The organism is Nocardia ignorata NBRC 108230, from assembly GCF_001612905.1.
GTDB lineage: Bacteria > Actinomycetota > Actinomycetes > Mycobacteriales > Mycobacteriaceae > Nocardia > Nocardia ignorata.
The window spans coordinates 57,062-79,383 of record NZ_BDBI01000016.1 but is presented as its reverse complement, the minus strand read 5'-3'; the positions used below and the strand labels follow the sequence as shown (position 1 = coordinate 79,383).

Annotated in this window: 19 protein-coding genes; 9 read left to right on the top strand and 10 right to left on the bottom strand. The window is 68.7% G+C overall.

All coding sequences use genetic code 11. The features are described 5' to 3' along the window. The first annotated feature begins 42 nt into the window (after positions 1 to 42). Positions 43 to 1,086, top strand: coding sequence for a tRNA (adenosine(37)-N6)-threonylcarbamoyltransferase complex transferase subunit TsaD (gene tsaD, locus NI2_RS14165; protein WP_067490893.1), 1,044 nt, complete (start codon positions 43 to 45; stop codon positions 1,084 to 1,086). Positions 1,087 to 1,096: 10 nt separating this feature from the next. Here tsaD and NI2_RS14160 read toward each other — a convergent pair whose 3' ends face one another. After that, positions 1,097 to 2,593, bottom strand: coding sequence for a DUF7159 family protein (locus NI2_RS14160; protein ID WP_067491194.1), 1,497 nt, complete (start codon positions 2,591 to 2,593; stop codon positions 1,097 to 1,099). Between the two features lie 366 nt (positions 2,594 to 2,959). Between NI2_RS14160 and groES the strand changes: the two genes are divergently transcribed. Both groES and groL read left to right on the top strand, forming a co-directional pair. After that, complete coding sequence (gene groES / locus NI2_RS14155; RefSeq protein WP_067490891.1) at positions 2,960 to 3,259, top strand: co-chaperone GroES; 300 nt, start codon at positions 2,960 to 2,962, stop codon at positions 3,257 to 3,259. A gap of 79 nt (positions 3,260 to 3,338) precedes the next feature. Continuing rightward, a complete protein-coding gene (gene groL, locus NI2_RS14150; protein ID WP_067490889.1) occupies positions 3,339 to 4,952 on the top strand; it encodes a chaperonin GroEL in 1,614 nt (537 codons plus the stop codon). Positions 4,953 to 5,008: 56 nt separating this feature from the next. Here groL and NI2_RS14145 read toward each other — a convergent pair whose 3' ends face one another. The 3 genes from NI2_RS14145 to NI2_RS14135 form a co-directional block, all read right to left on the bottom strand. Next, positions 5,009 to 5,260 carry an RskA family anti-sigma factor gene (locus tag NI2_RS14145; protein ID WP_067490887.1) on the bottom strand — a complete coding sequence of 84 codons (252 nt, stop codon included), beginning with the start codon at positions 5,258 to 5,260 and terminating at the stop codon, positions 5,009 to 5,011. 1 nt (position 5,261) lies between these two features. Beyond that, complete coding sequence (locus tag NI2_RS14140; RefSeq protein WP_067490885.1) at positions 5,262 to 5,837, bottom strand: sigma-70 family RNA polymerase sigma factor; 576 nt, start codon at positions 5,835 to 5,837, stop codon at positions 5,262 to 5,264. A 179-nt stretch (positions 5,838 to 6,016) separates the two neighbouring features. After that, positions 6,017 to 6,310: a WhiB family transcriptional regulator gene (locus NI2_RS14135; RefSeq protein ID WP_022567299.1), complete on the bottom strand. Its 294-nt coding sequence runs from the start codon at positions 6,308 to 6,310 to the stop codon at positions 6,017 to 6,019. A 622-nt stretch (positions 6,311 to 6,932) separates the two neighbouring features. Between NI2_RS14135 and NI2_RS14130 the strand changes: the two genes are divergently transcribed. From NI2_RS14130 to NI2_RS14120, 3 genes are all read left to right on the top strand, one after another. Beyond that, entirely contained in the window at positions 6,933 to 7,763 is an 831-nt protein-coding gene (locus NI2_RS14130) for a hypothetical protein (RefSeq protein WP_067490883.1), read from the top strand. Positions 7,764 to 7,919: 156 nt separating this feature from the next. Continuing rightward, the gene (locus tag NI2_RS14125; RefSeq protein WP_067490881.1) at positions 7,920 to 8,498 is read left to right on the top strand and encodes a sigma-70 family RNA polymerase sigma factor; all 579 of its coding nucleotides are present in this window, start codon (positions 7,920 to 7,922) and stop codon (positions 8,496 to 8,498) included. A 109-nt stretch (positions 8,499 to 8,607) separates the two neighbouring features. Beyond that, positions 8,608 to 9,561 (top strand): anti-sigma-D factor RsdA, encoded by a 954-nt coding sequence (locus NI2_RS14120; protein ID WP_084476425.1) that lies wholly within the window; start codon positions 8,608 to 8,610, stop codon positions 9,559 to 9,561. A 128-nt stretch (positions 9,562 to 9,689) separates the two neighbouring features. Here NI2_RS14120 and NI2_RS14115 read toward each other — a convergent pair whose 3' ends face one another. Next, positions 9,690 to 10,103 carry a DUF5319 domain-containing protein gene (locus NI2_RS14115; protein ID WP_022567296.1) on the bottom strand — a complete coding sequence of 138 codons (414 nt, stop codon included), beginning with the start codon at positions 10,101 to 10,103 and terminating at the stop codon, positions 9,690 to 9,692. A 214-nt stretch (positions 10,104 to 10,317) separates the two neighbouring features. Between NI2_RS14115 and guaB the strand changes: the two genes are divergently transcribed. After that, complete coding sequence (gene guaB / locus NI2_RS14110) at positions 10,318 to 11,862, top strand: IMP dehydrogenase (protein ID WP_067490877.1); 1,545 nt, start codon at positions 10,318 to 10,320, stop codon at positions 11,860 to 11,862. A 111-nt stretch (positions 11,863 to 11,973) separates the two neighbouring features. Beyond that, positions 11,974 to 13,128 (top strand): GuaB3 family IMP dehydrogenase-related protein, encoded by a 1,155-nt coding sequence (locus tag NI2_RS14105; RefSeq protein WP_067490875.1) that lies wholly within the window; start codon positions 11,974 to 11,976, stop codon positions 13,126 to 13,128. Here the strand turns inward: NI2_RS14105 and NI2_RS14100 are convergent. After that, positions 13,125 to 13,925: an alpha/beta fold hydrolase gene (locus NI2_RS14100; protein ID WP_067491192.1), complete on the bottom strand. Its 801-nt coding sequence runs from the start codon at positions 13,923 to 13,925 to the stop codon at positions 13,125 to 13,127. The two genes, NI2_RS14105 and NI2_RS14100, sit on opposite strands and share 4 nt — an antisense overlap. 133 nt (positions 13,926 to 14,058) lie before the next feature. Between NI2_RS14100 and guaA the strand changes: the two genes are divergently transcribed. Continuing rightward, entirely contained in the window at positions 14,059 to 15,630 is a 1,572-nt protein-coding gene (gene guaA, locus NI2_RS14095; protein WP_067490873.1) for a glutamine-hydrolyzing GMP synthase, read from the top strand. Between the two features lie 75 nt (positions 15,631 to 15,705). On the opposite strand, the gene NI2_RS14090 is transcribed toward guaA, so the two are convergent. The 4 genes from NI2_RS14090 to NI2_RS14075 all read right to left on the bottom strand — a co-directional run bounded on the left by NI2_RS14090 (position 15,706) and on the right by NI2_RS14075 (position 22,297). Beyond that, positions 15,706 to 15,912, bottom strand: a complete 207-nt coding sequence (locus NI2_RS14090; RefSeq protein WP_067490871.1) for a hypothetical protein — start codon at positions 15,910 to 15,912, stop codon at positions 15,706 to 15,708. Continuing rightward, positions 15,905 to 17,680 carry a PspC domain-containing protein gene (locus NI2_RS14085; protein ID WP_243749856.1) on the bottom strand — a complete coding sequence of 592 codons (1,776 nt, stop codon included), beginning with the start codon at positions 17,678 to 17,680 and terminating at the stop codon, positions 15,905 to 15,907. Before NI2_RS14085 ends, NI2_RS14090 begins: the two co-directional genes overlap by 8 nt. 65 nt (positions 17,681 to 17,745) lie before the next feature. Continuing rightward, positions 17,746 to 21,579: an nSTAND1 domain-containing NTPase gene (locus NI2_RS14080; protein ID WP_067490866.1), complete on the bottom strand. Its 3,834-nt coding sequence runs from the start codon at positions 21,577 to 21,579 to the stop codon at positions 17,746 to 17,748. Positions 21,580 to 21,667: 88 nt separating this feature from the next. After that, positions 21,668 to 22,297, bottom strand: coding sequence for an MspA family porin (locus NI2_RS14075; protein WP_067490864.1), 630 nt, complete (start codon positions 22,295 to 22,297; stop codon positions 21,668 to 21,670). Positions 22,298 to 22,322 lie beyond the last annotated feature (25 nt).

Genomic DNA, 22,322 nt, shown 5'->3' with positions numbered 1-22,322 from the left:
ATTCGCCTACCGGATCGGATCGACTGTGAGCGGGGTCGCGGCGTGATCGTCATGGGGATCGAGAGTTCGTGCGACGAAACGGGAGTCGGCATCGTGCGCCGTCACCCCGACGGGTCGGTCGAACTGCTCGCCGACGAGGTGGCCTCGAGCGTCGACCAGCACGCCCGTTTCGGCGGTGTGGTGCCCGAGATCGCCTCGCGCGCGCACCTCGAGGCGATCGTGCCCGCCATGCGCCGCGCGCTGGCCGCCGCCGGGATCAGCAAGCCGGACGCGCTCGCGGTCACCATCGGGCCCGGTCTCGCCGGTGCGCTGCTGGTCGGTGTCGCGGCCGCCAAGGCGTACGCGGCGGCCTGGGACGTGCCGTTCTACGCGCTCAACCACCTCGGCGGGCACGTCGCGGTCGACACCCTCGAACACGGTCCGCTGCCGCCCGCGGTGGCGCTGCTCGTGTCGGGTGGGCACACGCATCTGCTGCAGGTGAGCGATCTCGGCTCGCCCATCACCGAAATGGGCAGCACGGTCGACGACGCCGCGGGCGAGGCCTTCGACAAGGTCGCCAGGCTGCTGGGTCTGGGCTACCCCGGTGGCCCCGCGCTGGACGCCATGGCACAGGACGGTGACCCGCGCGCCATCGCCTTCCCGCGTGGCATGACCGGCCCGCGCGACGCCCGCTACGACTTCTCCTTCTCCGGCCTCAAAACCGCCGTCGCCCGATACGTGGAAGCCGCGCAGCGCCAGGGCATCACGCCCGAACAGCTGCCGATCCCGGATATCGCCGCGTCGTTCCAGGAGGCCGTGGCCGATGTGCTGACGATGAAGGCGGTGCGCGCGGCGACCGATGTCGGTGTCGACACGATCGTGCTCGGCGGCGGTGCCACGGCGAACTCGCGGATCCGCTCGCTGGCCGAGGAGCGCTGCGCCGCAGCCGGATTGACCCTGCGGGTGCCCAAGCCGCGTCTGTGCACGGACAACGGTGTGATGATCGCGGCCCTCGGCGCGCATGTGATCGCGGCGGGCGCCGAACCCGCGGAGCTGACGGTGGCGACGGACCCCGGGCTCCCGGTGTCGGTGAGCGCGCTGCGCTAGATCTCCGGTGCTAGTCGACCGGGACGAGCGGGGTTACGCCTGTTGTCGGCGGAACCACGAGGCTGCCGCTGGCCGGTGCCTGGGTGGGTGAGGTGTTCGGGGTCGACGGACGCTGCTGGCCGCGACCGGATCCGCTGTTGATGCCGCCCGGTGATTCGGGGTAGGGGATCTGCGGGAGGTTCGGGTCGGGGCGCAGGGTCGGTGCCGTGGTCGTGGTCGACGGGGACGGCGCGGGGGTGGTCGACGGTGTGGACGTCGGCGGTGTCGTGGTGGTCGGCGCCTGGGTGGGAGCGGGCGACTCGACGGCCGGCGGGGCCACGGTGGCCCCGGTGCGGTCGGTGCTCTCTCGATAGGTGGGTGTCGGTGCCTGCGGCACCACGGGTAACGGCGGCTGGCGCACGGTGCTGCTGGTGCCTGCGGGCGTCACGTCGGGGGCATCCGGCGAGATGGTCCGCACGCCGTAACCGATCACCAGCCCGACCACGACCACCGCGCCCGCCAGCGTGCCGATCACCTTGGCGAAGGTGCCGCTCGGCGCGTCACCGAGGGTGGCCACCTGTAGACCCGAGGGTGCCGCCGCGTCGGCGAGCAGGGCAGCGCCCTTGGCGATCACGGCCTCGGGATCCGGCACCGTGACCACGGGGACGTCCAGGCGCGCGTCGAGGGTGTCGACGACGCTGGGGATGTTCGCGCAGCCGCCGATCACCGCGACCGCCTCGGGGTACTTCGGTGCTCTGGTGAACACCGAGGCCGAGAACACCGCGATATTGCGCAGCAGCCCGCCGATGAGCTCTTCGAAATCGGAGCGCGTGAGTTTCAGCGGCTGCCCGGCCACGTGGTCGATGGTGACGGCGGGCGCGACGGTGAGGTGTTCCTTGGCGGCGCGGCCGCGATTGGTGAGGGTCTGGCGGTTGGGCCTGGTCCCGCGCCGGGCGTAGTGCAGATCGACGAGGTGGTGGTAGATCAGCTCGTCGATGGCGTTGCCGCTGAGGGTCGGGGTGCGTTCGGTGTGCAGGACCGTGCCGTCGGCCTGGTCGGCCACGGTGACGGTGAGGCCGGTGGCGCCGAGGTCGACCACGGCCACGGTCGAATACCGGTCGAGCAGACCGGTATTGCGCAGATAGGCGAGTGCGGCGGTGCCTTCGGGGACCAGGCGCAGATCGCGGTGGTGCGAACACGCGGCCCGGATGGCCTGGGCCTGCTCGCGGTTGCGGTAGGCGACGGCCACACTGGTCGGTGGGCGCGAGCGCGTGGCGACGGCACGGCGGTGCGCGCCGGTGGAGTAGCGTCCGAGCGGTTCGCCATCCAGCTCCACGTGTTGCTGGGACACGGGTAACTGGTTGGTCATCAGTTCGATCGACGACGACACGAGGTCGCCGAGGTCGGAGTGGGCGGCGTCGGCGGAGACGACGCGGTAGTCGAAGTTCTGTTCGCCGGATGGAGCGGTGGCGACCAGAGCCGAGCACACCACCTCGTTCCCGGCGGAAATGCCGAGGGATGTTCGCATGTTCACCTCCCTTCGAGCGGATGGTTCCAACGGAGGCCGACCATCTCGAATGGAACGATATGCATACTCTGTCACAGCCTGTTATGCGAACGTTACAGATTCAGTCGGTCGATGTGAAGATCACCATTACGCGCGGGCGTGTCGATAATGCGACATTGGCAGAACCCGACCTTGAGCGCTGGCACTCTCGCGTATAGAGTGCTAGTCGGCACTGTGTAGCTGTGCTTGTGCCATCGACGACTACTGGGCTCGGAGTCCCGGCACCCGCGACGACGGGGCCTGCGCGCAGGGTCGCATGCTGAACCGAACCCGGTCCGGGGCAACAGTTCCGGACAACCGAATTCCCCTGAAAGTGGAGGGCTCAACGTGGCGAGCGTGAACATCAAGCCGCTCGAGGACAAGATCCTCGTCCAGGCCAACGAGGCCGAGACGACGACGGCCTCCGGCCTGGTCATCCCGGACACGGCCAAGGAGAAGCCGCAGGAGGGCACCGTCATCGCCGTCGGCGAGGGCCGGATCACCGAAAAGGGTGACCGCATCCCCGTCGATGTCAAGGAAGGCGACGTCGTCATCTACAGCAAGTACGGCGGCACCGAGATCAAGTACCAGGGCGAGGAATACCTCATCCTCTCGGCGCGCGACATCCTGGCCGTCGTCACCAAGTAAGGCCGACGCCGCACCAGCGTTCCGCCCCGGCGTCTTCGTGACCCCGGGGCGGAATGCGTTAATACACAGGAGCTTTTAGATGCCCAAGCAGATCCGGTTCGACGAGCAGGCTCGTCGGGCACTGGAACGCGGTGTGGACAAGCTGGCCGACGCCGTCAAGGTCACCCTCGGCCCGCGCGGCCGCCACGTGGTCCTGGCCAAGGCGTTCGGTGGCCCCACCGTGACCAACGACGGTGTCACCATCGCGCGTGACATCGACCTCGAGGACCCCTTCGAGAACCTCGGCGCCCAGCTCGTCAAGAGCGTCGCCACCAAGACCAACGACGTCGCGGGCGACGGCACCACCACCGCCACCGTGCTGGCCCAGGCCTTCGTGCGCGCCGGCCTGAAGAACGTCGCCGCGGGCGCCAACCCCATCACGCTCGGCCAGGGCATCGCGCTCGCCGCCGAGAAGGTGTCCGAGGTGCTGCTCGCCGCGGCCACCCCGGTCGAGGGTGCCCAGGCCATCGCCCAGGTCGCCACCGTCTCCTCGCGTGACGAGGAGATCGGCGAGATGGTCGGCAAGGCGCTCACCACCGTCGGCAAGGACGGCGTGGTCACCGTCGAGGAGTCCTCGACCACGCAGACCGAACTCGTCGTCACCGAGGGTGTGCAGTTCGACAAGGGCTACCTCTCGCCCTACTTCCAGACCGACCCCGAGACCCAGCAGGCCGTGCTGGAGGACACCTACGTCCTGCTGCACCGCGACAAGATCAGCTCGCTGCCCGACCTGCTTCCGGTGCTCGAGAAGATCGCCGAGTCCGGCAAGGGCGTGCTGATCGTGGCCGAGGACGTCGACGGCGAAGCGCTGTCGACCCTGGTGGTCAACTCGATCCGCAAGACCATCAAGGCCGTCGCGGTGAAGGCGCCGTTCTTCGGTGACCGCCGCAAGGCGTTCCTCGACGACCTCGCCGTCGTCACCGGTGGCACCGTGATCAACCCCGATCTCGGCGTCACCCTGCGCGAGGCCACCCTCGAGCAGCTCGGCCAGGCGCGTCGCGTCGTCGTCACCAAGGACGAGACCGTCCTCATCGACGGTGCGGGCACCGAGGCCGACATCGCGGCCCGCAGCGCGCAGCTGCGCCGCGAGATCGAGGCCACCGACTCCGACTGGGACCGCGAGAAGCTCGAAGAGCGCCTCGCCAAGCTGGCCGGTGGCGTCGCGGTGATCAAGGTCGGCGCGGCCACCGAGACCGCGCTCAAGGAGCGCAAGTACCGCGTCGACGACGCGGTCGCCGCCGCCAAGGCCGCGGTCGAGGAGGGCATCGTCCCCGGTGGTGGTTCGGCGCTGGTCCAGGCCGCCGCCGCGCTGGTGGAGCTGCGTGACTCGCTGACCGGCGACAAGGCCGTCGGCGTCGAGGTGGTCCGCAAGGGCCTCGAGGCGCCGCTGTTCTGGATCGCCACCAACGCGGGCCTCGACGGCGCCGTGGTGGTCAGCAAGGTGGCCGAGGGCAAGGAAGGCTTCAACGCCGCCACCCTCACCTACGGCGACCTGCTCACCGACGGTGTCGTCGACCCGGTCAAGGTCACCCGTTCGGCCGTGGTGAACGCCGCGTCCGTCGCCCGGATGATCCTGACCACCGAGAGCGCCATCGTGGAGAAGCCTGCCGAAGAGGCCGACGACCACGAGCACGGTCACGGTCACGCGCACTGACCTGACATGACGAAGGCCCCCTGACCGTTGCGGTCCGGGGGCCTTTCGTTGTGCGCCTAGCTGGCTACGGGTGGTTCTTCGGCCTCGATCGCGGCCAGTAGCCGAGCGCGCAGAGACGGGGGTGGTGGGGTGGCGGTGAGTTCCGAGAGTTCGGTGAGAGCCGCGCGGGTGGCGCGGATCTCGTGCAGAAACTCGGTACACAGGGTGGGGTCTTCGGTATCGATGATGGTCTGGATCGCGTGATGGTCTTCGTCGTCGATCAATCCGAGCGCGACGGTGTGCGCGAGATCGATCTGAGCGTCGTTCATCTCACGTCACCCCCAAACTTTTCTTCAGTCGTGTCAATCCGTCCCGAATACGGGACTTAACGGTCGGTAATCCGATGCCGAGGTGCTGAGCTACCTCCGCATACGTCCGCCCGCCGTAGTAGGCGAGCGAGATCGCCTCGCGCTGGGTCTCGGTCAAAGTCGAGAGCCCGCGCCGGACGGCCTGCTGTTCGAGTCTGCGTTCCACCTCCTCCGTGACCTCGTCGAATTCGTGACCGAGTACCCGGATCCCGTACGCGACCTCGCGCTGGGTGTGGGCTTGCTCGGCACGAACCCGGTCGACCGCGCGGCGGTGGGCCAGCGTCATCAGCCAGGTCACCGCCGACCCCTTGGCGGGGTCGAAACTCGTTGCGGTGCGCCAGATCTGAAGGTAGACCTCCTGCGTCGTCTCCTCGGCGTACCCGGGGTCGTGGAGCACCCGCAGGATCAGGCCGAAGACGCGGGCGCAGGTCCGGTCGTACAGTTCGGCAAAGGCTTGCTGGTCGGCAAGGCCGCATCGTTCCAACAGTGCAGCTAGCTCGACTCCTTCGGCCGCGCGTGCGGTAACCGCAGAATCCACGCTCGGTGGGAAGGCTTCGCTTCGGAACCCATTCTGTGTCATCGGTCACGAATGTAGCCCGAGGCTATGACACCCCTGCGAGCGGGGTGCCTCGAATCGGGTGCCAGCTGTTTGCTAGGAATTCGGCGCCCCACGCAGGATGGATGGGAACGGATTTGCGGAGGGTTCCGCGCAGGGTTCTAGACCGCCATGCGCCGCCGGTTGCGGCGGGCGTGCATCTCGCGTTCGGTCTCGGACATGCCACCCCAGATGCCGTAGGGCTCGCTGACCTTGAGGGCGTGGGTGCGGCACTGCATGAGCACGGGGCAGGCCCGGCAGATCTCCTTGGCGCGCATTTCGCGCGCGGTGCGGGCGCGGCCACGTTCGCCGTCGGGGTGGAAGAAGACGGCCGAGTCCTGGCCGCGGCACGAGCCACGCATCTGCCAATCCCAGACGTCGGCGTTCGGACCGGGGAGGTGGGTGGGCATGGGCATGGTGAACTCCTTGTGGTGCGAGCTCGTCAGCGTTGTCGAGCGAGTGGTGCGGCAGGTCAACGCGGCCACTCGGTTGAGTGGCCGGCTCGACGGTGCCTGACGGTGCCGAGTGGATGGTCGCTGCAATTTCGCGCGGCGCCGTCCCCGGCGATGAGCTACGTTAGGGCTCGGCGGGAAATTCCGTCAATAGTTCAGCGCATTGGTTCAGCAAATCATCAACGCTGAAATTTAACCTGCGAACTGTTTACATTTCACTCCTCGTCCGTCCATACTGTTCGGTTGGCTATGGATGGGTCGAGTGGGTCTGTGTAAGCGCACGGCTATTTTCCCTGGTGACAGCCTTTTCGATGCATTTCGAGGGCCCCGATGCCCCGCTCAGCGCGGTGTGCCGGGTCACAGTGGCTCCCGCGACCGTAACCTCGGACATGGCGCAAAGAGGACCCTCAGGTTAATTGCGAGAAACGCATGTGAATTCGAGACTTTGCACCGGGGGCATCCGGGAGCGGAGATTTACCTGATGGCAACATCGGCCACGGAAAGAAAAGCTGAACGGTTGCTGCCCGGCCGCGGTCGTGACATATCACGAGAAACGACGAGGACCATCGGGAGCTAGAGTCACCGCGTGCATACTGCGGCCTCATCGGCGGATATCGGTTCCGAAATCCTCGCTTCGACAGCATTCGGTCCCACCCCCGGCCGGGCCGCTGCGCAGTTGCCGGAGCCTGCCGACCCGCGCTCGCGCTGGCACCGGGCGGTCGCCCTCGGTGGCCAGGGCCACTACGCCGCCGCCCGCGCCGACCTGCGGGTACTCGCCCGCACCCGCCTCGATCCGGGCTTGGCCTCGTTGGTCGAGAGCACCACGGGCTCGCTGCTGCGTCAGCTCGGCTGGCACGGTGCCGCCGCCGCCAACGACGGGCGCGCGGCCCGCCTCGCCTGCGCCGCGACCGGAGCCGCCCGCGCCGAGGCCCTGGCCGACGCCTACACCGGTCTGGCCGCCGACGCGCTCGGCACCGGCCGCCTCGCCCTCGCCACCCGGCTGCTCGGCCGGGTGGAACCGCTGCTCGACGAGGCGCCTGCGCGGGCGCGGGTGCGCTGGCACTGGGTCCGCGCCGAAACCGCGCTGGCCCGCGGCGAATTCGCGCTGGACGACGCCACTCGTGCCGCCGCGCTGGCCGAGGACCTTCCGTCGGTGCGGCACCGGGTGAAATCGGCACTGCTCGTCGCGGCCGCCACCGCCGCCGCGGGAGAGCTCGCGGCGGCCGCGCGACTGGCCGAGAAAATCGACTCTGAGTGCCGTGACAACGCCCTGCTGCCCCTGCGCTGGGCGTGCGCGATGCTGCGCGCCGGAGTGGCCGCGGAGCCACCCGCCGCGGCGGCCGCCGCGAACGAAGCCGCAGATCACGCCGTACGTATCCGTTCCCTCGGGGGAGACTTCCGTTCGCCCCATCGATGAGGCCGCCCGGCGATCTTCCTGAGAGCACCCTCAGAACAACCCGGGGCCGCTGGCGGGTGATCATCGGGTCGCTATTGTTAGTTCCGTTCCGCCACATCGGTGGAAGCTCGGTCACATGTGACCGCGCCACTCGTAACGCCAGGAAAATCTCTGACGATGACGCATATGGGCGAAGAGTTGGACCTCGCCGTCGCTGCGGCTGCGCAGGGCGACAGGACCGCTTTAGCTCAGGTACTGGAACTGGTCCGTCCCTTGGTGGTTCGCTACTGCAGGGCTCGGATCGGTGCCGCGGAGCGCGGGCAGCTCTCCGCGGACGATGTTGCGCAAGAGGTCTGTTTGGCTGTGATGACCGCCCTGCCCCGCTATCAGGATCAGGGTCGGCCCTTCATGGCCTTCGTGTACGGGATCGCCTCGCACAAGGTCGCCGACGCCCACCGCAATGCCGCCCGTAACAAGGCGGAGGCGATGGCCGAAGTACCAGATGTCATATCCACCGACCACGGACCGGAACAGCGAGCTCTCGACTCGGAGACGAGCAGGCAGATGAACACTCTGCTCGCCACGCTCCCCGAGAAACATCGGGAAATCCTGATCTTGCGACTGGTGATGGGTCTGTCAGCAGAGGAAACCGCAGTCGCCGTGGGCAGCACGGCGGGGGCGATACGGGTGGCCCAGCACAGGGCACTCGCAAAACTGAAGTCACAAGTGGCGAGGGCAGGTGAAATGTATGGCTAGGGATGGCGAGCGCGGTCGAGGCGACCGGAAGGTTTGGCGTGGGTCGCACGACAGCGGTCCCTACGCCGCCGAGGGTGCCGGCGATTCCGGTCCGGTCGACATTGCGGCGGTGCGCAGCGACGATGCGCTGATCGACGCGATCGCGAGCGACGGACCGGTGCATACCGACAGCACCGAGGAGTTCCAGCTGGCGTCACTGCTCGCGGATTGGCGGGCCGATCTGTTGGCCGAGCCGATGCCGGCGGGCCCCGATCTCGACACCGTCTTCGCGGCGGTCGATCAGGAGATCGGTGCCAGGCAGGTTCGAACCGGAGCCTCCTCGCGCGGACGTCTGCGTCTGGTCCGGCCCCTGCTGGGGTCCGCCGCGGCACTCGCCGTGGTGTTCGGCGGTATCACGGCGTTCTCCTACAGTGCGGCACCCGGTGATCCGCTGTGGCGGGTCAAGGAAGTCGTGTTCAGCGAACAGGCACAGACCACCGTCGTGGCTCGCGCCGACGACGACCTGGCCGCCGCGCAGAACATGATCGCCGCGGGCAATCCGGAACAGGCTCGCGCCAAGCTGGAGCAGGCCTCGGCGACCGCCGATCAGGTCAGCGACCCGAAGAAGCGCGAGGACCTGCTGGCTCGCTGGAACCTGCTGCGCGATCAGTTGGTGAAGCAGGCACCCGAACTCGGGTCGCTGCTGCCGCCCGCGCCGCTGCCGGGTACCACCGCGCCGTCCTCGTCGCCGTCCGCGCCTTCTCCGTCCCCGGCCAAGCCGGGGACCACCGACCCCGCGGCGCCGATCGACCCGGGTAACTCGGGTACGACCGATCCGACCGTGCCGCCGGAGATCATGCTGACGCCTGCTCCGGAGACCGTTGATCCCCGCCCGACCGAGCCGTCGCCACCGCCGGTGACCACGGTGCCACCGACTCCGCCGCCGGTCACCGTCGAACCGACCCAACCCCCGACGACCATCGCAGAACCGCCGCCGACCGCTCCGACGGCGGTTCCGCCGACGCCGCAGGTCCCGACGGTCGTTCCGACCATGACGATTCTGCCGCTGCCCGGTACCCCCTGATCGACACGAAAGAGGCCCCGAACCACTGTGGTTCGGGGCCTCTTTCGTGTTGTCTGTATCGGTAGCCGTCCGGCGCGTGCGCGACTCACGCGGGACCGCACGTGCTCGGTCCGCCGATCAGTGAGCGCTCAGTTGTCGAACCCGTCGAACCCGTCGCCGTGGAAGGCTTCGTTCATCGAGGCGTCCGCGTAGCCGCGGCAGTAGTCCCAGGTGACGTACGCCTCGGGCGTCGGGTCGTAGGCGGGCTCGTGCGGCCGGACAGTGCCGTCGACGAGTAGCTGCAGCAGGTTCGCCCGCAGCATGTCCCAGTCGTGGTAGTGATCTTGCCGACAGTCCTCGCAGCTGACGACGAGCCCGCGGATGCCACGATGGGCGAGCAGGGCTTCGTAGACCGCGAGGTCGGCGAGATCTTCCTCGACCGCGAGGCGCTCATGTGGATCCAGCGGCTCACCGGGCTCGATGGCATCGAGCGCGGCAGACGGGTCGGAGGGGTCTCCGGCGAAGGGATCCGGCGGCAGGCCAGGTGGTAGATGGTCACGCACAACCCCACGGTACGCAGTGGTGGCCGGTCTGCGCCAGCGATGCACCTGGCAAGTTTTGCGCGAGGGCTCACTGCACAGCGTGTCACGGCCGACCGATACCATGGAATGCAGGCGTCGGCGAGCTTGTTCTCACCGACCATCAAGCTTTCCGCTCAGCACCGACGCGCGTCATCTCCTGCGTCGGTACTCCGACGACCAGGAGGGGTCGATCCGAATGAGTAATCCCGTGTCGGGCGAACGAATCGCGGTGCGCCCTCCTACGGGTGGCGACGATCCGAACAAGATCGCCATGCTCGGCCTCACGTTCGACGACGTGCTGTTGCTGCCTGCCGCCTCGGATCTCATCCCCAGCTCCGTCGAGACCTCCAGCAGGCTCACGCGTGACATCACGCTGCGCACCCCGCTGGTGAGTTCGGCCATGGACACCGTCACCGAGGCGCGCATGGCGATCGCCATGGCGCGTGCGGGCGGCATGGGTGTGCTGCACCGCAACCTGTCGGCCGCCGATCAGGCCGCCCAGGTGGAGACCGTGAAGCGGTCCGAGGCGGGCATGGTGACCGACCCGGTCACCTGTCGTCCCAACGACACCCTCGCCGACGTGGACGCCATGTGCGCCCGTTTCCGCATCTCGGGCCTGCCCGTGGTGGACGAGACCGGTTCGCTCGTCGGCATCATCACCAACCGCGACATGCGCTTCGAGGTCGATCAGGACCGCCGCGTCGACGAGGTGATGACCAAGGCGCCGCTGATCACCGCTCAGGAGGGTGTCACCGCCGAGGCCGCGCTCGGTCTGCTGCGCCGCCACAAGATCGAGAAGCTGCCCATCGTCGACGGCAACGGCCGCCTGCGCGGGCTCATCACGGTCAAGGACTTCGTCAAGACCGATCAGTACCCCAACGCCACCAAGGACCGCGACGGCCGCCTGCTCGTCGGTGCGGCGATCGGTGTGGGTGAGGACTCCTGGTCGCGCGCGATGACCCTGGCCGACGCGGGCGTCGACGTGCTGATCGTCGACACCGCGCACGGGCACCAGTCGCAGGTGCTGCAGATGGTCGCCAAGGTGAAGGCCGAGGTGGGCGACCGCATCCAGGTCGTCGGCGGCAATGTCGCCACCCGGGCCGGTGCCGCCGCGCTCGTCGAGGCGGGCGTCGACGCTGTCAAGGTGGGTGTCGGTCCCGGCTCCATCTGCACCACCCGCGTGGTGGCCGGTGTCGGTGCGCCGCAGATCACCGCGATCCTCGAGGCCGTCGCCGCGTGCAAGCCCGCCGGTGTCCCGGTGATCGCCGACGGTGGCGTGCAGTACTCCGGCGATGTGGCCAAGGCCATCGCCGCCGGTGCGTCGACGGTGATGCTCGGTTCGCTGCTCGCGGGCACCGCCGAGTCGCCCGGCGATCTGATCCTGGTGAACGGCAAGCAGTTCAAGAGCTACCGCGGCATGGGTTCGCTCGGCGCGATGCAGGGACGCGGCCAGGCCAAGTCCTACTCCAAGGACCGCTACTTCCAGGACGACGTGCTCGCCGAGGACAAGCTGGTCCCCGAGGGCATCGAGGGCCGCGTCCCGTTCCGTGGCCCGGTGAACCAGGTGATCCACCAGCTCGTCGGCGGCCTGCGCGCCGCGATGGGCTACACCGGTTCGCAGAACATCGAGCACCTCCAGGGCGCCCAGTTCGTGCAGATCACCGCCGCGGGCCTCAAGGAGAGCCACCCGCACGACATCACCATGACCGTCGAGGCCCCGAACTACACCGGCCGCGGCTGAGTACAATAGATGCGTTTGTGCGCCGGGGGGTACGCTCCCGGCGCACAGCCATGCAAGCCGTCAGGTTTGTGAAAACGCGCGCACACGCGCGCCCGGACACAGGGAGCAACTGTGCGTGACATGGTCGAGATCGGGATGGGTCGGGTCGCTCGGCGGACCTACGAGCTGGACGACGTCGATATCGTTCCCTCGCGACGGACGCGGTCGTCGAAGCAGGTCTCGCTGGCCTGGCAGCTCGACGCCTACCGCTTCGAGATCCCCGTGCTCGCGCACCCCACCGACGCACTGGTCTCGCCGGAGTTCGCGATCGAGCTCGGGCGTCGTGGTGGCCTCGGTGTGATCAACGGTGAGGGTCTGTGGGCTCGGCACGCCGATGTGCAGGCCAAGATCGATCAGCTGATCGATCTGGTCGACAAGGGGGGTTACGAACGCGCGATCTCGTTACTCCAGGAACTGCACGCCGCCCCGATGCAGCCCGACCTGCTCGCCGCCGCTGTGGCCCAGGTGCGCGCCGCCGGGGTGACCACCGCCGTGCGGGTGAGCCCGCAGAACGCCCGCGCGCTCACCCCCGCACTGGTGCAGGCCGGTGTCGAGCTGCTGGTCGTGCAGGGCACCATCATCTCCGCCGAGCACGTCGGTGACGGCGAACCGCTCAACCTCAAGACCTTCATCGCCGAACTCGACGTGCCGGTCGTGGCCGGTGGCGTGAGCGATCACCGCACCGCCCTGCACCTGATGCGCACGGGTGCGGCGGGCGTCATCGTCGGGTACGGCTCCTTCCCGGGTGCGACCACCACCGGCGAAGTGCTCGGTATCGGTGTGCCGATGGCCACGGCCATCGCCGACGCCGCCGCCGCGCGTCGCGACTACCTCGACGAGACCGGCGGCCGCTACGTGCACGTGATCGCCGACGGTGATGTGGCCACCTCCGGCCAGCTGGCCAAGGCCATCGCCTGCGGCGCCGACGCCGTGATGCTCGGTGTGCCGCTGTCGGTGTCGGCCGAGGCGCCGGGTCACGGCTGGTACTGGCCCTCGGCCACCGCGCACCCCTCGGTGCCGCGCGGTTCGTTCCTGCCGGTCGACGAGTCGTGGCTCGACGGACCCGACGGCGCCACCGACCGCCCGAGCCTCGAGCGCGTCCTCTACGGCCCCTCCGACGACCCGTTCGGTTCGCTGAACCTGGTCGGTGGTCTGCGCCGCTCGATGGCCAAGGCCGGTTACTCCGACCTCAAGGAATTCCAGAAGGTCGGGCTCAGCGTCCGCTAACGGACGTGGGCCAGTGACACCCGTTCGCGCAGGAACCGGCCGATGGCGGCATTGACCGGTTCCGCGTGGGTCATCGTGACACCGAGGCGGGCGCCGTCGATCTCCACGTAGGTGGAGGCGGTGAGGCCGTCGGCGAGCATGCGGGCCCTCTTTCCGGCGATGCCGCTGTGGGTGGCGTGGATGACCAGCGCCGGGCAGGTGATCTCGGGCAGCCGTTCGAGCACCGAGTCGCGCCCGAGCAGGCACCCGACGGCGGCGTCGAGCCCGTTGTGCGCGTCGCCGACCCAGCGGCGGGTCCAGATCTCGCGGTAGTGGTTGTCGTCGCCGATGAGCCAGTCGGCGAGCTGGGTCGCGGCTTCCTCGCGGGAACCCCGGTCGTGCCATTCGTCGAGGAAACGCTGTGTGGCGGTGGACTGTTCACGCGTCGGCCCGTGGGCTTCGGTGCTGATGAGGATGAGCGCGGCCACCCGTTCGGGGGCGACGAGCGCGGTGCGTAGCGCGGTGAACCCGCCCTGGGCGGTGCCGCCGACGATCGCGCGTTCGACGCCGAGCGCGTCGAGCACGGTCAGCGCGTCGCGGGCGGCGGTCCAGTAGGTGAACGGTAGCCGCTGGTCCCTGGTGCGGCCGTGGCCGCGCGCGTCCCACGCGACGACCCGGAATTCGGGGGCGAGTGCCGTCTGCTGCGCCTCGAACATCGTGCGGTCCATGAAGAATTCGTGGGCGAGCAACACCACCGGACCCGTGCCACCGCTGTCCTCGTAGTAGATGTCGGCATCGATCGCGCGGGCGAATGGCACGAGCACGAGGATAGCCAGCACCACCCCGACCCGCGCAAGGAATCACGGTGCGTCGTGGTCTGTCACAGCGTGGCGCGACACGGGCATCGATGCCCCGTGCTCGGCCGTCTGTCACCCTCACTAAACTGGGCAGGTGGCAGAAACTCAGAGACCGGTCCTCGTCGTCGACTTCGGCGCACAGTACGCACAGCTGATCGCCCGCCGGGTGCGTGAGGCCAGGGTGTTCTCCGAGGTCATTCCGCACACCATGACGGTCGAGGAGATCGCCGAGAAGCAGCCGCTCGCGGTGATCCTGTCCGGCGGCCCGTCCAGCGTGTACGCCGAGGGCGCCCCGCAGCTCGACGCGCGGCTGTTCGACCTCGACGTGCCCGTGTTCGGCATCTGCTACGGCTTCCAGGCCATGGCCCAGGCCCTCGGCGGCACCGTCGCGCACACCGGCACCCGTGAATACGGCCGCACCGAACTCAATATCGACGGTGGTGTGCTGCACGGCGGTCTGCCGACGATCCAGCCGGTGTGGATGAGCCACGGCGACGCGGTCACCGATGCACCCGAAGGGTTCGAGGTCACCGGCACCACCGCGGGTGCGCCGGTCGCCGCGTTCGAGGACCGCGCCCGTCGGCTGGCCGGTGTGCAGTACCACCCCGAGGTGCTGCATTCCCCGCACGGCCAGCAGGTGCTGAGCCGCTTCCTGCACGAGCTGGCGGGCATTCCCGCGGCGTGGACCCCGGCCAATATCGCCGAGGCTTTGATTGAGGACGTGCGCGCCCAGATCGGTGACGGTCACGCCATCTGTGGGCTGTCCGGCGGTGTCGACTCCGCCGTCGCCGCCGCGCTGGTGCAGCGTGCCATCGGTGACCGGCTCACCTGTGTGTTCGTCGACCACGGTCTGCTGCGCGCGGGCGAGCGCGAGCAGGTGCAGCACGATTTCGTCGCCGCGACCGGGGCCAAGCTGGTCACCGTCGACGCGGTCGACAAGTTCCTCGGTGAGCTGAAGGGCGTCTCCGACCCGGAGGAGAAGCGCAAGATCATCGGCCGCGAGTTCATCCGGTCCTTCGAGGACGCGGTGGCCGGCATCGTCGCCGAACAGGGTGGCGACGGGACGGCACCGAAGGTCGAGTTCCTGGTGCAGGGCACGCTGTACCCGGATGTGGTCGAGTCCGGTGGCGGCACCGGCACCGCCAACATCAAGAGCCACCACAATGTCGGCGGCCTGCCCGACGATCTCGAGTTCGAGCTGGTCGAGCCGCTGCGGTTGCTGTTCAAGGACGAGGTCCGTGCGGTGGGTCGCGAACTCGGCCTGCCCGAGGAAATCGTCGCGCGCCAGCCCTTCCCCGGCCCCGGCCTGGCCATCCGCATCGTCGGCGAGGTGACCGCCGACCGGCTCGACCTGCTGCGTCAGGCCGACGCCATCGCCCGCGAGGAGCTCACCGCCGCCGGCCTGGACAAGCAGATCTGGCAGTGCCCGGTCGTGCTGCTCGCGGACGTCCGCTCGGTGGGTGTGCAGGGTGACGGCCGCACCTACGGTCATCCGATCGTGTTGCGCCCGGTGTCGAGCGAGGACGCGATGACCGCGGACTGGACCCGCCTGCCCTACGACGTGCTCGAACGCATCTCCACCCGCATCACCAACGAGGTGGCCGAGGTGAACCGCGTAGTGCTCGACGTGACGAGCAAGCCGCCGGGCACCATCGAGTGGGAGTGAGTCAGGGGTTGCCCCTGCAACAGAGATGGCCCGTCTGATGACGGGCCATCTCTCGTTCTGATGTCGTTGTTCTCGTCAGTGCCGTTTGCGGCGGGGGGAGAGGACGAGCAGCAGGCCGACGACGCTGGCCACGATCACCACGCCCCAGCCCATCGGTACGATGCCGCCGCCGTCGGGGGTCGGTGCGCCGAGCAGGGCCCACACGCTCACCGCCAGGGCGAGGAGCCCGGTGACGAGCAGGGAAAAGGCCGGGCGGCGTTCGGTTTTCGTCGAGTCAGCCACGGGTCACCTCCACGTCGCCGAGGTGCATCGTGATGTGCAGGTCGAGGACCGGTGCGCCGGGGGCGTTCGGTCCGCTCAGGCCCTCGTCGCACGGGTTGTCGGCGACGCGGATGTCGCAGGTGGTGTTCACCGTCATCCCTTCCGGCAGCTTGATTTTCGTATCGCCGATGTTCACCGCGACTTCGACGCTTCGTGATTCGGTGAGCGTGAGGCCGCGCAGATCCAATGTGCCCGAACCGATGTCGAGGGCGTAGCGGGGCCGCAGTTCTTGCACGGAGGTCGGCGCCCACACGCGGTCGCCCACATTGCCGCTGTTCTCGAAGTCGATCGGCCCGATGAGCGAGGCCAGCAGGACGAAGCCGGCCAGCGGTGCGGTGAGGACGAGCAGTCCGTAGCCGCGCCGCAGGAACGCGCCTGCGACGAGGCCGAGGCCGACGACGGCCAGGGCGAAGGCGGCGATACGGGCGGGGGTCATCCATTCGACGCCCGACGCGGCGGCCGCACCCGCTGCCGCGGCGGCGAGGATGGCCAGGCCGATGGTGATCGGCGTCAGCCGGGAGCGCGGGCGTTTCGGTGGTTGCGGGGCGACCGGGGCGAAGGTGGGGACGGCTTCGGGGAGCTCCCAGGCCAGCGGGGCCACGGCCAGGGGGTCCCAGCCGGGTGGCACCTGGGCGCGCAGGTGGGGGCTGCCCGGGGTCTTGGGAAGGATCGCGGTGTCGCCGATCGTCGACAGGCCGGTCGGTTCAGCGTGTGCGGCCGGCTCGGGTTTCGCGAGATCGATGATGGATCGGTCGTCGCCGGACTCGTGCCCTGCGGTCGGTGTTGTGTCCGCCGTCGGCGCCCGTCGGAGTTGGGCGTCTGCTGCCGATGCCTCTCGGTTGTCCACGACCGCTCCCGAGGCCTCCTGGATGCCGGCGTCTGTTGTCGGCGTCGCCCCGAACTCGTCAGGTTTCGGTGCGTCCGCGAGTTCTGCGTCGATGGGCGCGGAAGGGCGAGCATCGGTGTGCTCGGAAGGCGGGGTGCTGCCGGTAGATTCGGCATCTTCCGGGGTGGTCACGGATTCGCCGACGGTGGTCGACGACTGTGGTGGCACGGCGTCGGTGTGCTTGTGCAGTACTACCGTCTCGGCCTCGTCGACCCGCAGCAACGGCATGGGTTCCGCTGTCGCAGCGCGGTTTTCCGTGCGGGGGAGCACGGTCGTCGCCGGATCGGGGACGTAGGCGTCGGGGAGTTTGGTGTACGGCGTGTACATGCCCTCGCCGGTGTACGGGTACATCGCATTCGGGTAGCCCGCGCCGGGATAACCGGTGGTGCCGAGCGGGGCGGGACGGCTGTCGAAACCGGCGGGCAGCTCGGGATGACGCAGATAGAGCATCCACCACCCGGCCAGCATCAAGCCCATGCTGATGACGCCGCCACCGCCCAGGCCCAACCCCATCGGGCCCATGGTCGACACCGCGATGGCCAGCGCCACGATCAACACGATCGTCTTCGTCTGCGAATGCGACCCACGCCCGCTGAGCGACTCGGCCGCCGACGCCTCGTTGCCCGCGGAGCCGAGCACCAGCCACGCCAGCAGATACAGGATGATCCCCGCCCCACCGAAAATGGTCGACACCACGAACGCCACCCGCAACAGCACCGGATCCACGCCGTAGCGCAACCCGAACCCGGCGGCCACACCGGCGATCGGCCCCTGCCGGGGCAGCCGGACGGGCCGCGTGTGCCACATCTGCTGAACCTGATCGCCGAAGCTCGTTCTGCTCATGGGTTCCATGGTGTGCTGCGCGACCCCTCGACCGCATCGGGGGGAACCCTGAAAATTGCCCCGGTTCAGGAGCAGGGTGCGCGGTAGGGGCCGTTGGCGACGTGCGTGCGCCAGACCGCCTCGGTGAGCATGCCTGTGCTCGCGCAGATGCGGGTGGCGACGGCTTCGGGGTCGAGGTCCCAGACGCCGAGCTGTCCGTCGTCGGTGACGAGCACCAGTTCTTCGCCGCGCGGGTGCAGAACTACCTTTCGCTTACGGCCGTCGGCGGGCCCGATCGGGCCTGTGCGGTGGCGTGGTGTCGATGGGTCGGTGATGTCCCACAGGCTGGTGGTGCCGTGCTCGTTCGACACCGCCAGATCGGTGCTGTCAGCGCTGCCCGAGACCCACGTGATCGGCGCGATCTCGGTACGCACCGCGTCGACGAGGGGGATGAACGCGTCCTGGTCGTCGGGACGCCAGAGGCCGAAATGGTCACCTCTGGTGACGGCGACGGTCCTGTTGTCGGGCAGGAATTGTGTCGGCCGTAGCGAGTCCTTCAGATCGACCTCGGTGTCGCTGACGAGACGCGGTTGTGCCGGATCGTTCAGATTCCAGATCTGACGGACGATGCGCCATTGTCTGCTGTCCCGGCCGTCGCCGTCGTGGAGCATCACCTCGATCCGATTGCCGTCGGTGCTGAAACGGCCTTCGGAGATCTGTCCCACCCGTGCGGTGATCGGTGGGCAGAGGGGCACGGGTGCCGCGCGGTCGGTGACATCCCACATCTGGACCGCCTCGCGATCGGTGACCAGCATTCGGTTGCCCTCGACCGTCGAGAAGCGGCCTTCGCCCAGCGGCCAAGCGGGCAACATTCGCGGATGACGCGGGTTTTCGAGATCGAAGACGACGCGCCGCCTGCCCGGCTGGTCATGCGCGGTCAGGGTGCGACCGTCCGGGCTCAGCGCCGGTTCGGTCAGCCCTGGCATGGCGGGAATCGTCGCCGTTCTGACCGGGCGGCGAATGTCGGTGGTATCCCAGACGGATATCTCGCCGGCCAGATTCAGCACGGCCATCCGGTTGCCCGCACCGTCGAAGACCGTGCCGTATATCGCCTTCGTCAGCACGTCGATGGTCGAGCGGGGCGATGACCAGATGCGCAGCAGTCCATCCTCGCCACCCCCGATCAATGCCGGCTCGCCGGGGAGAAATAGCACGGCTCGCGGTCCACCGCCGCAGAGCGAGAGCCAGGCTTGCGGACAGGCGGCCGGACTCACCGAGAGTGCTGGCCCGGTTTGGGTAGGTTGGGCCGGGTCGGCGATATTCCAGAGGTGCCCGACCTTCTCGGAGCCGGTGGCGAGGAGGTTTCCGCCCGGATGGAAGGCGATCGACACCAGCCCGTCGTCGTCCAGCCTGGTCGACGGCCCGTAGGCACGTGGGTGGTATCTGTCGGCGATGTCGAAGAGCTGCAACTGGCTCGAGGGCACGCCGCTCGTGCCTCCCGATTTGCGTGTGACGACAGCCAGGCGGGCGCCGTCCGGGCTGAGTGCGAAGGTTCGCAGATAGTCCCAGCCCGCCGTGGATATCGGTTCGCCGAAGGGCCGCGCAGTCGCGGTGTCCCACATCTGCACCGAATCGGGGGCGGCGATGTCCACGGTGACGGTGCCTACCGCCAGGAATGTACCGCCGGGACCGAATTCGACGGTGTGCCGTTCTCCGGGTAGGTTGGCGGCCGCTGTGCGCACCGGGTGTGACCGGTCGCGGATGTCCCACAGGGTCAGGGTCGAGGCGTTGATCAGCGCGAAACTGGTTCCGGTCGGGTCGGCGGCGATGTCTTCCGCGTGGCCGGTGTCGAGTGTATGGACCAGGCGCGGGGATTCCGGTCGGGCGAGATCCCAGAGCTGTGTACCGGAGCTTCCCAGGGTGATCGCATCTTTGCTGCCGGGAATGAAGACGACCTTGCCGATCATCGTGCCGAGCGAAGTGGCAAGGCGTCGAGGACGCGCGGGATCGGTCAGGTCCCAGAAGGCCGCATTGCCTGCGTGATCGATCGAGGCCGACAGGGCGTCGGCCGGACGTAGGGCGAGTGTGGAGATTCCCCGCTCATGCGCGGGCACGGCGACAGCGAGCGGCGAGTCCTGAGTGTTCAGCAACAGATTGCGGGTCGCATCGTCGGGCCGGAGCCGGTACGCGGCAAGAAGGAACTGAGCCGAGACGGACGGATCGATGGTTCTGGTGCGCTGGGCGGCGGCCACCAACTCGGCATAGTCGCGGTCGAGCGCCCGCTGATCGGCGAGCCGGGTGCGGTCGAAGGCGATCACACCGGTAGCGAGCAGAGCGAACACCACCATGATCGCCACGATCCGCCGTCGGTTGCCATTGCGCGCCGCCCGCCGTGAGGCCTGTAGAAAGGCTCGCACCTGCGGGTTGTCGGGCGTGCGCCCGACGTGTTCGCGCGCCCGGTCGAGCCTGGTACCCCGATACAGCAGCGCCGGATCCTGTCCGGCGACTGTCCATTCGATCGCGTCGCGCTCGAGCCGTTGGCGGACCGCGTGCCCGACTCGGTCGGCATCGATCCAGCCGCGCAATCGTGGCCAGGCCGTGAGCACGATCTCGTGGGTGAGCTGCACGGAGCTGGCGTCGACGGTGACGATTCGGCTGGCGGCGAGCACGTCGACCGCTTGCGCCGCCGCCTCGGAATTCCCACTGCGGCCGAGCAATTCGACGCGGTCGACGGTGCGGCGGGTGTCGCGGGTGTCCTGCCCGACGGTGACCAGCGCCCCGAGCAGCTCCTGGGCGGCGATCTGCTGCGCCCCGGTGAGCTCGCTCCACGCGAGTTCGGCGGTCTCCGCGACCGACCCCGCGACACCGCCGGCCTTGCGATATCCGGCCACGGTGAGCTTGCGCCCCTCCCGCTGCTGCCAGGTCGCGGCCATCACGTGTGACAGCAGCGGCAGCGTGCCCGGGTCGTAACCGTCGAGATGCTCACCGAGACCGCGTAATTCGGCGAGAACCAGCTCGGCGAGCCCGGGTTCGAGGGTGAGTCCGGCGGCAGCGGCGGGGCCGGTGATCGCGCGGGATACTTCGTCCATCGACATGGCGCCGAGCAGATAGCTGTTGTGCTGCAGGCTGTTCCGTAGCACGGGGTAGTGCAGACACGGTTCGTAGAAGTCGGCGCGCAGGGCCAGGACCACTGTGCGTGGATCGGTGTCGCGGGTGGTGAGTTCGGTGAGCGAGGTCAGGAACGCCGAACGTTCGGCCTCGTCCTGACACAGTGTGAACAGCTCCTCGAACTGGTCGACGATCAGCACCGCCGGATCGTCGCCGAGTGCAGCGTCGAGTGTGGTGGCCGGTGTCGCGCCCGGCGTGATGGTGGCTGCGGTCAGGTCGATGGCCGGGCGCAGACCCGCGGCGAGCAGCGAGGACTTTCCCGCCCCCGATGCCCCGATCAGCACGACGATGCCCGTGGTGTCGCGGACCAGCGCGGCGAAATCGGCGGTGGCCTGCTCGCGTCCGAAGAACAAGGTGTGCTCCTCGGGTCGGTAGGCGCGCAGGCCGGGGTACGGGCAGGTGTGGTCGTCGCCCGCCGTCGCCGTCCAGGTGACCGATTCCTGCCACAGCCGTCGCCATTCATGCGGGTCGGCCAGCGTTCTCGGCAGGTCGCGCTGGGCCTTCTCGGTCATCTCGACGAGCGTGAGGACCACGGGCAGCAGGGATTCGAAGCGTGCGGGAACATTGCGGCCGGCTTTCCAGTCGCTGATCCGCTGCGCCGACGGCGTGCCCGACTGGGCGCCGCGCATGCGCCGCTCGGTGGCCGCGGCGACCCGGCGCAGGGTCGGGTTGCCCGCCGTGGCGTAGAGCTCGCCGAATCGCTGGGCGAAAAGCGCACGTGGCGAATGGATCTCGCTGTCGACGACAGTCAACGAACCCCCCGTTCGATGAAAAGATGACCACCGCAATGATATTCGCCCCGCCCGGGAACCCGGCGTGGGTGTCGGGTTCCCGGTTCGGCTACAGGAACATGGTGTCGCCGAAGACCGAATTCGTGGCCTCGACCTGACCGGTGCCCGCGGTGACCGTCGCCCATGAGTAGACATTGAGCGGACCGCCGCAGTTGCCGACCATCAGGTGGAAGTCGCGGTTCACCAGGTAGGTGGTGCCCGAGCTCAACGGCATCGATCCCATGTCGATCTTCTTGATCTCGCCGGGGGCGAGCGACAAACTCAGGTCAAGACCCGCCGAGATCGACGGACCGATATCGACCGAACCGTCGGGACCCGACGAGCCGAATCCGACGCTCGCCCCCGCATCCACCGAGATCCCGCCGTCGAGGCCGACCGACAATTCCAGGTCGACGGCACAGGCCACGAGGTAGCCGGAGCTGAGGTCACCGGTCGCGCCGGGCGGTGCGGTGACGTAGGCGGTGTTGTTCAGGAACACCTCGCGGTTGGTCGGCATGGCGTTGAGCGGGGGGACCAGCCGGTAGGACTGGTCGGTGTGGCCGATGGTGAGCTGGAAGCCCTCGGGGCCGTGGTAGGTCGATTCGTGCGGTGCCATCGGCGTGGCCGAGGCGATCGGTGTCATCCCGAGAGTGCTCAGTCCGATGGTCGCGGCACCCAGCACGGTGGTGATGATGTTCACGTGTTCCTCCCCTGAAGCGGCGGCC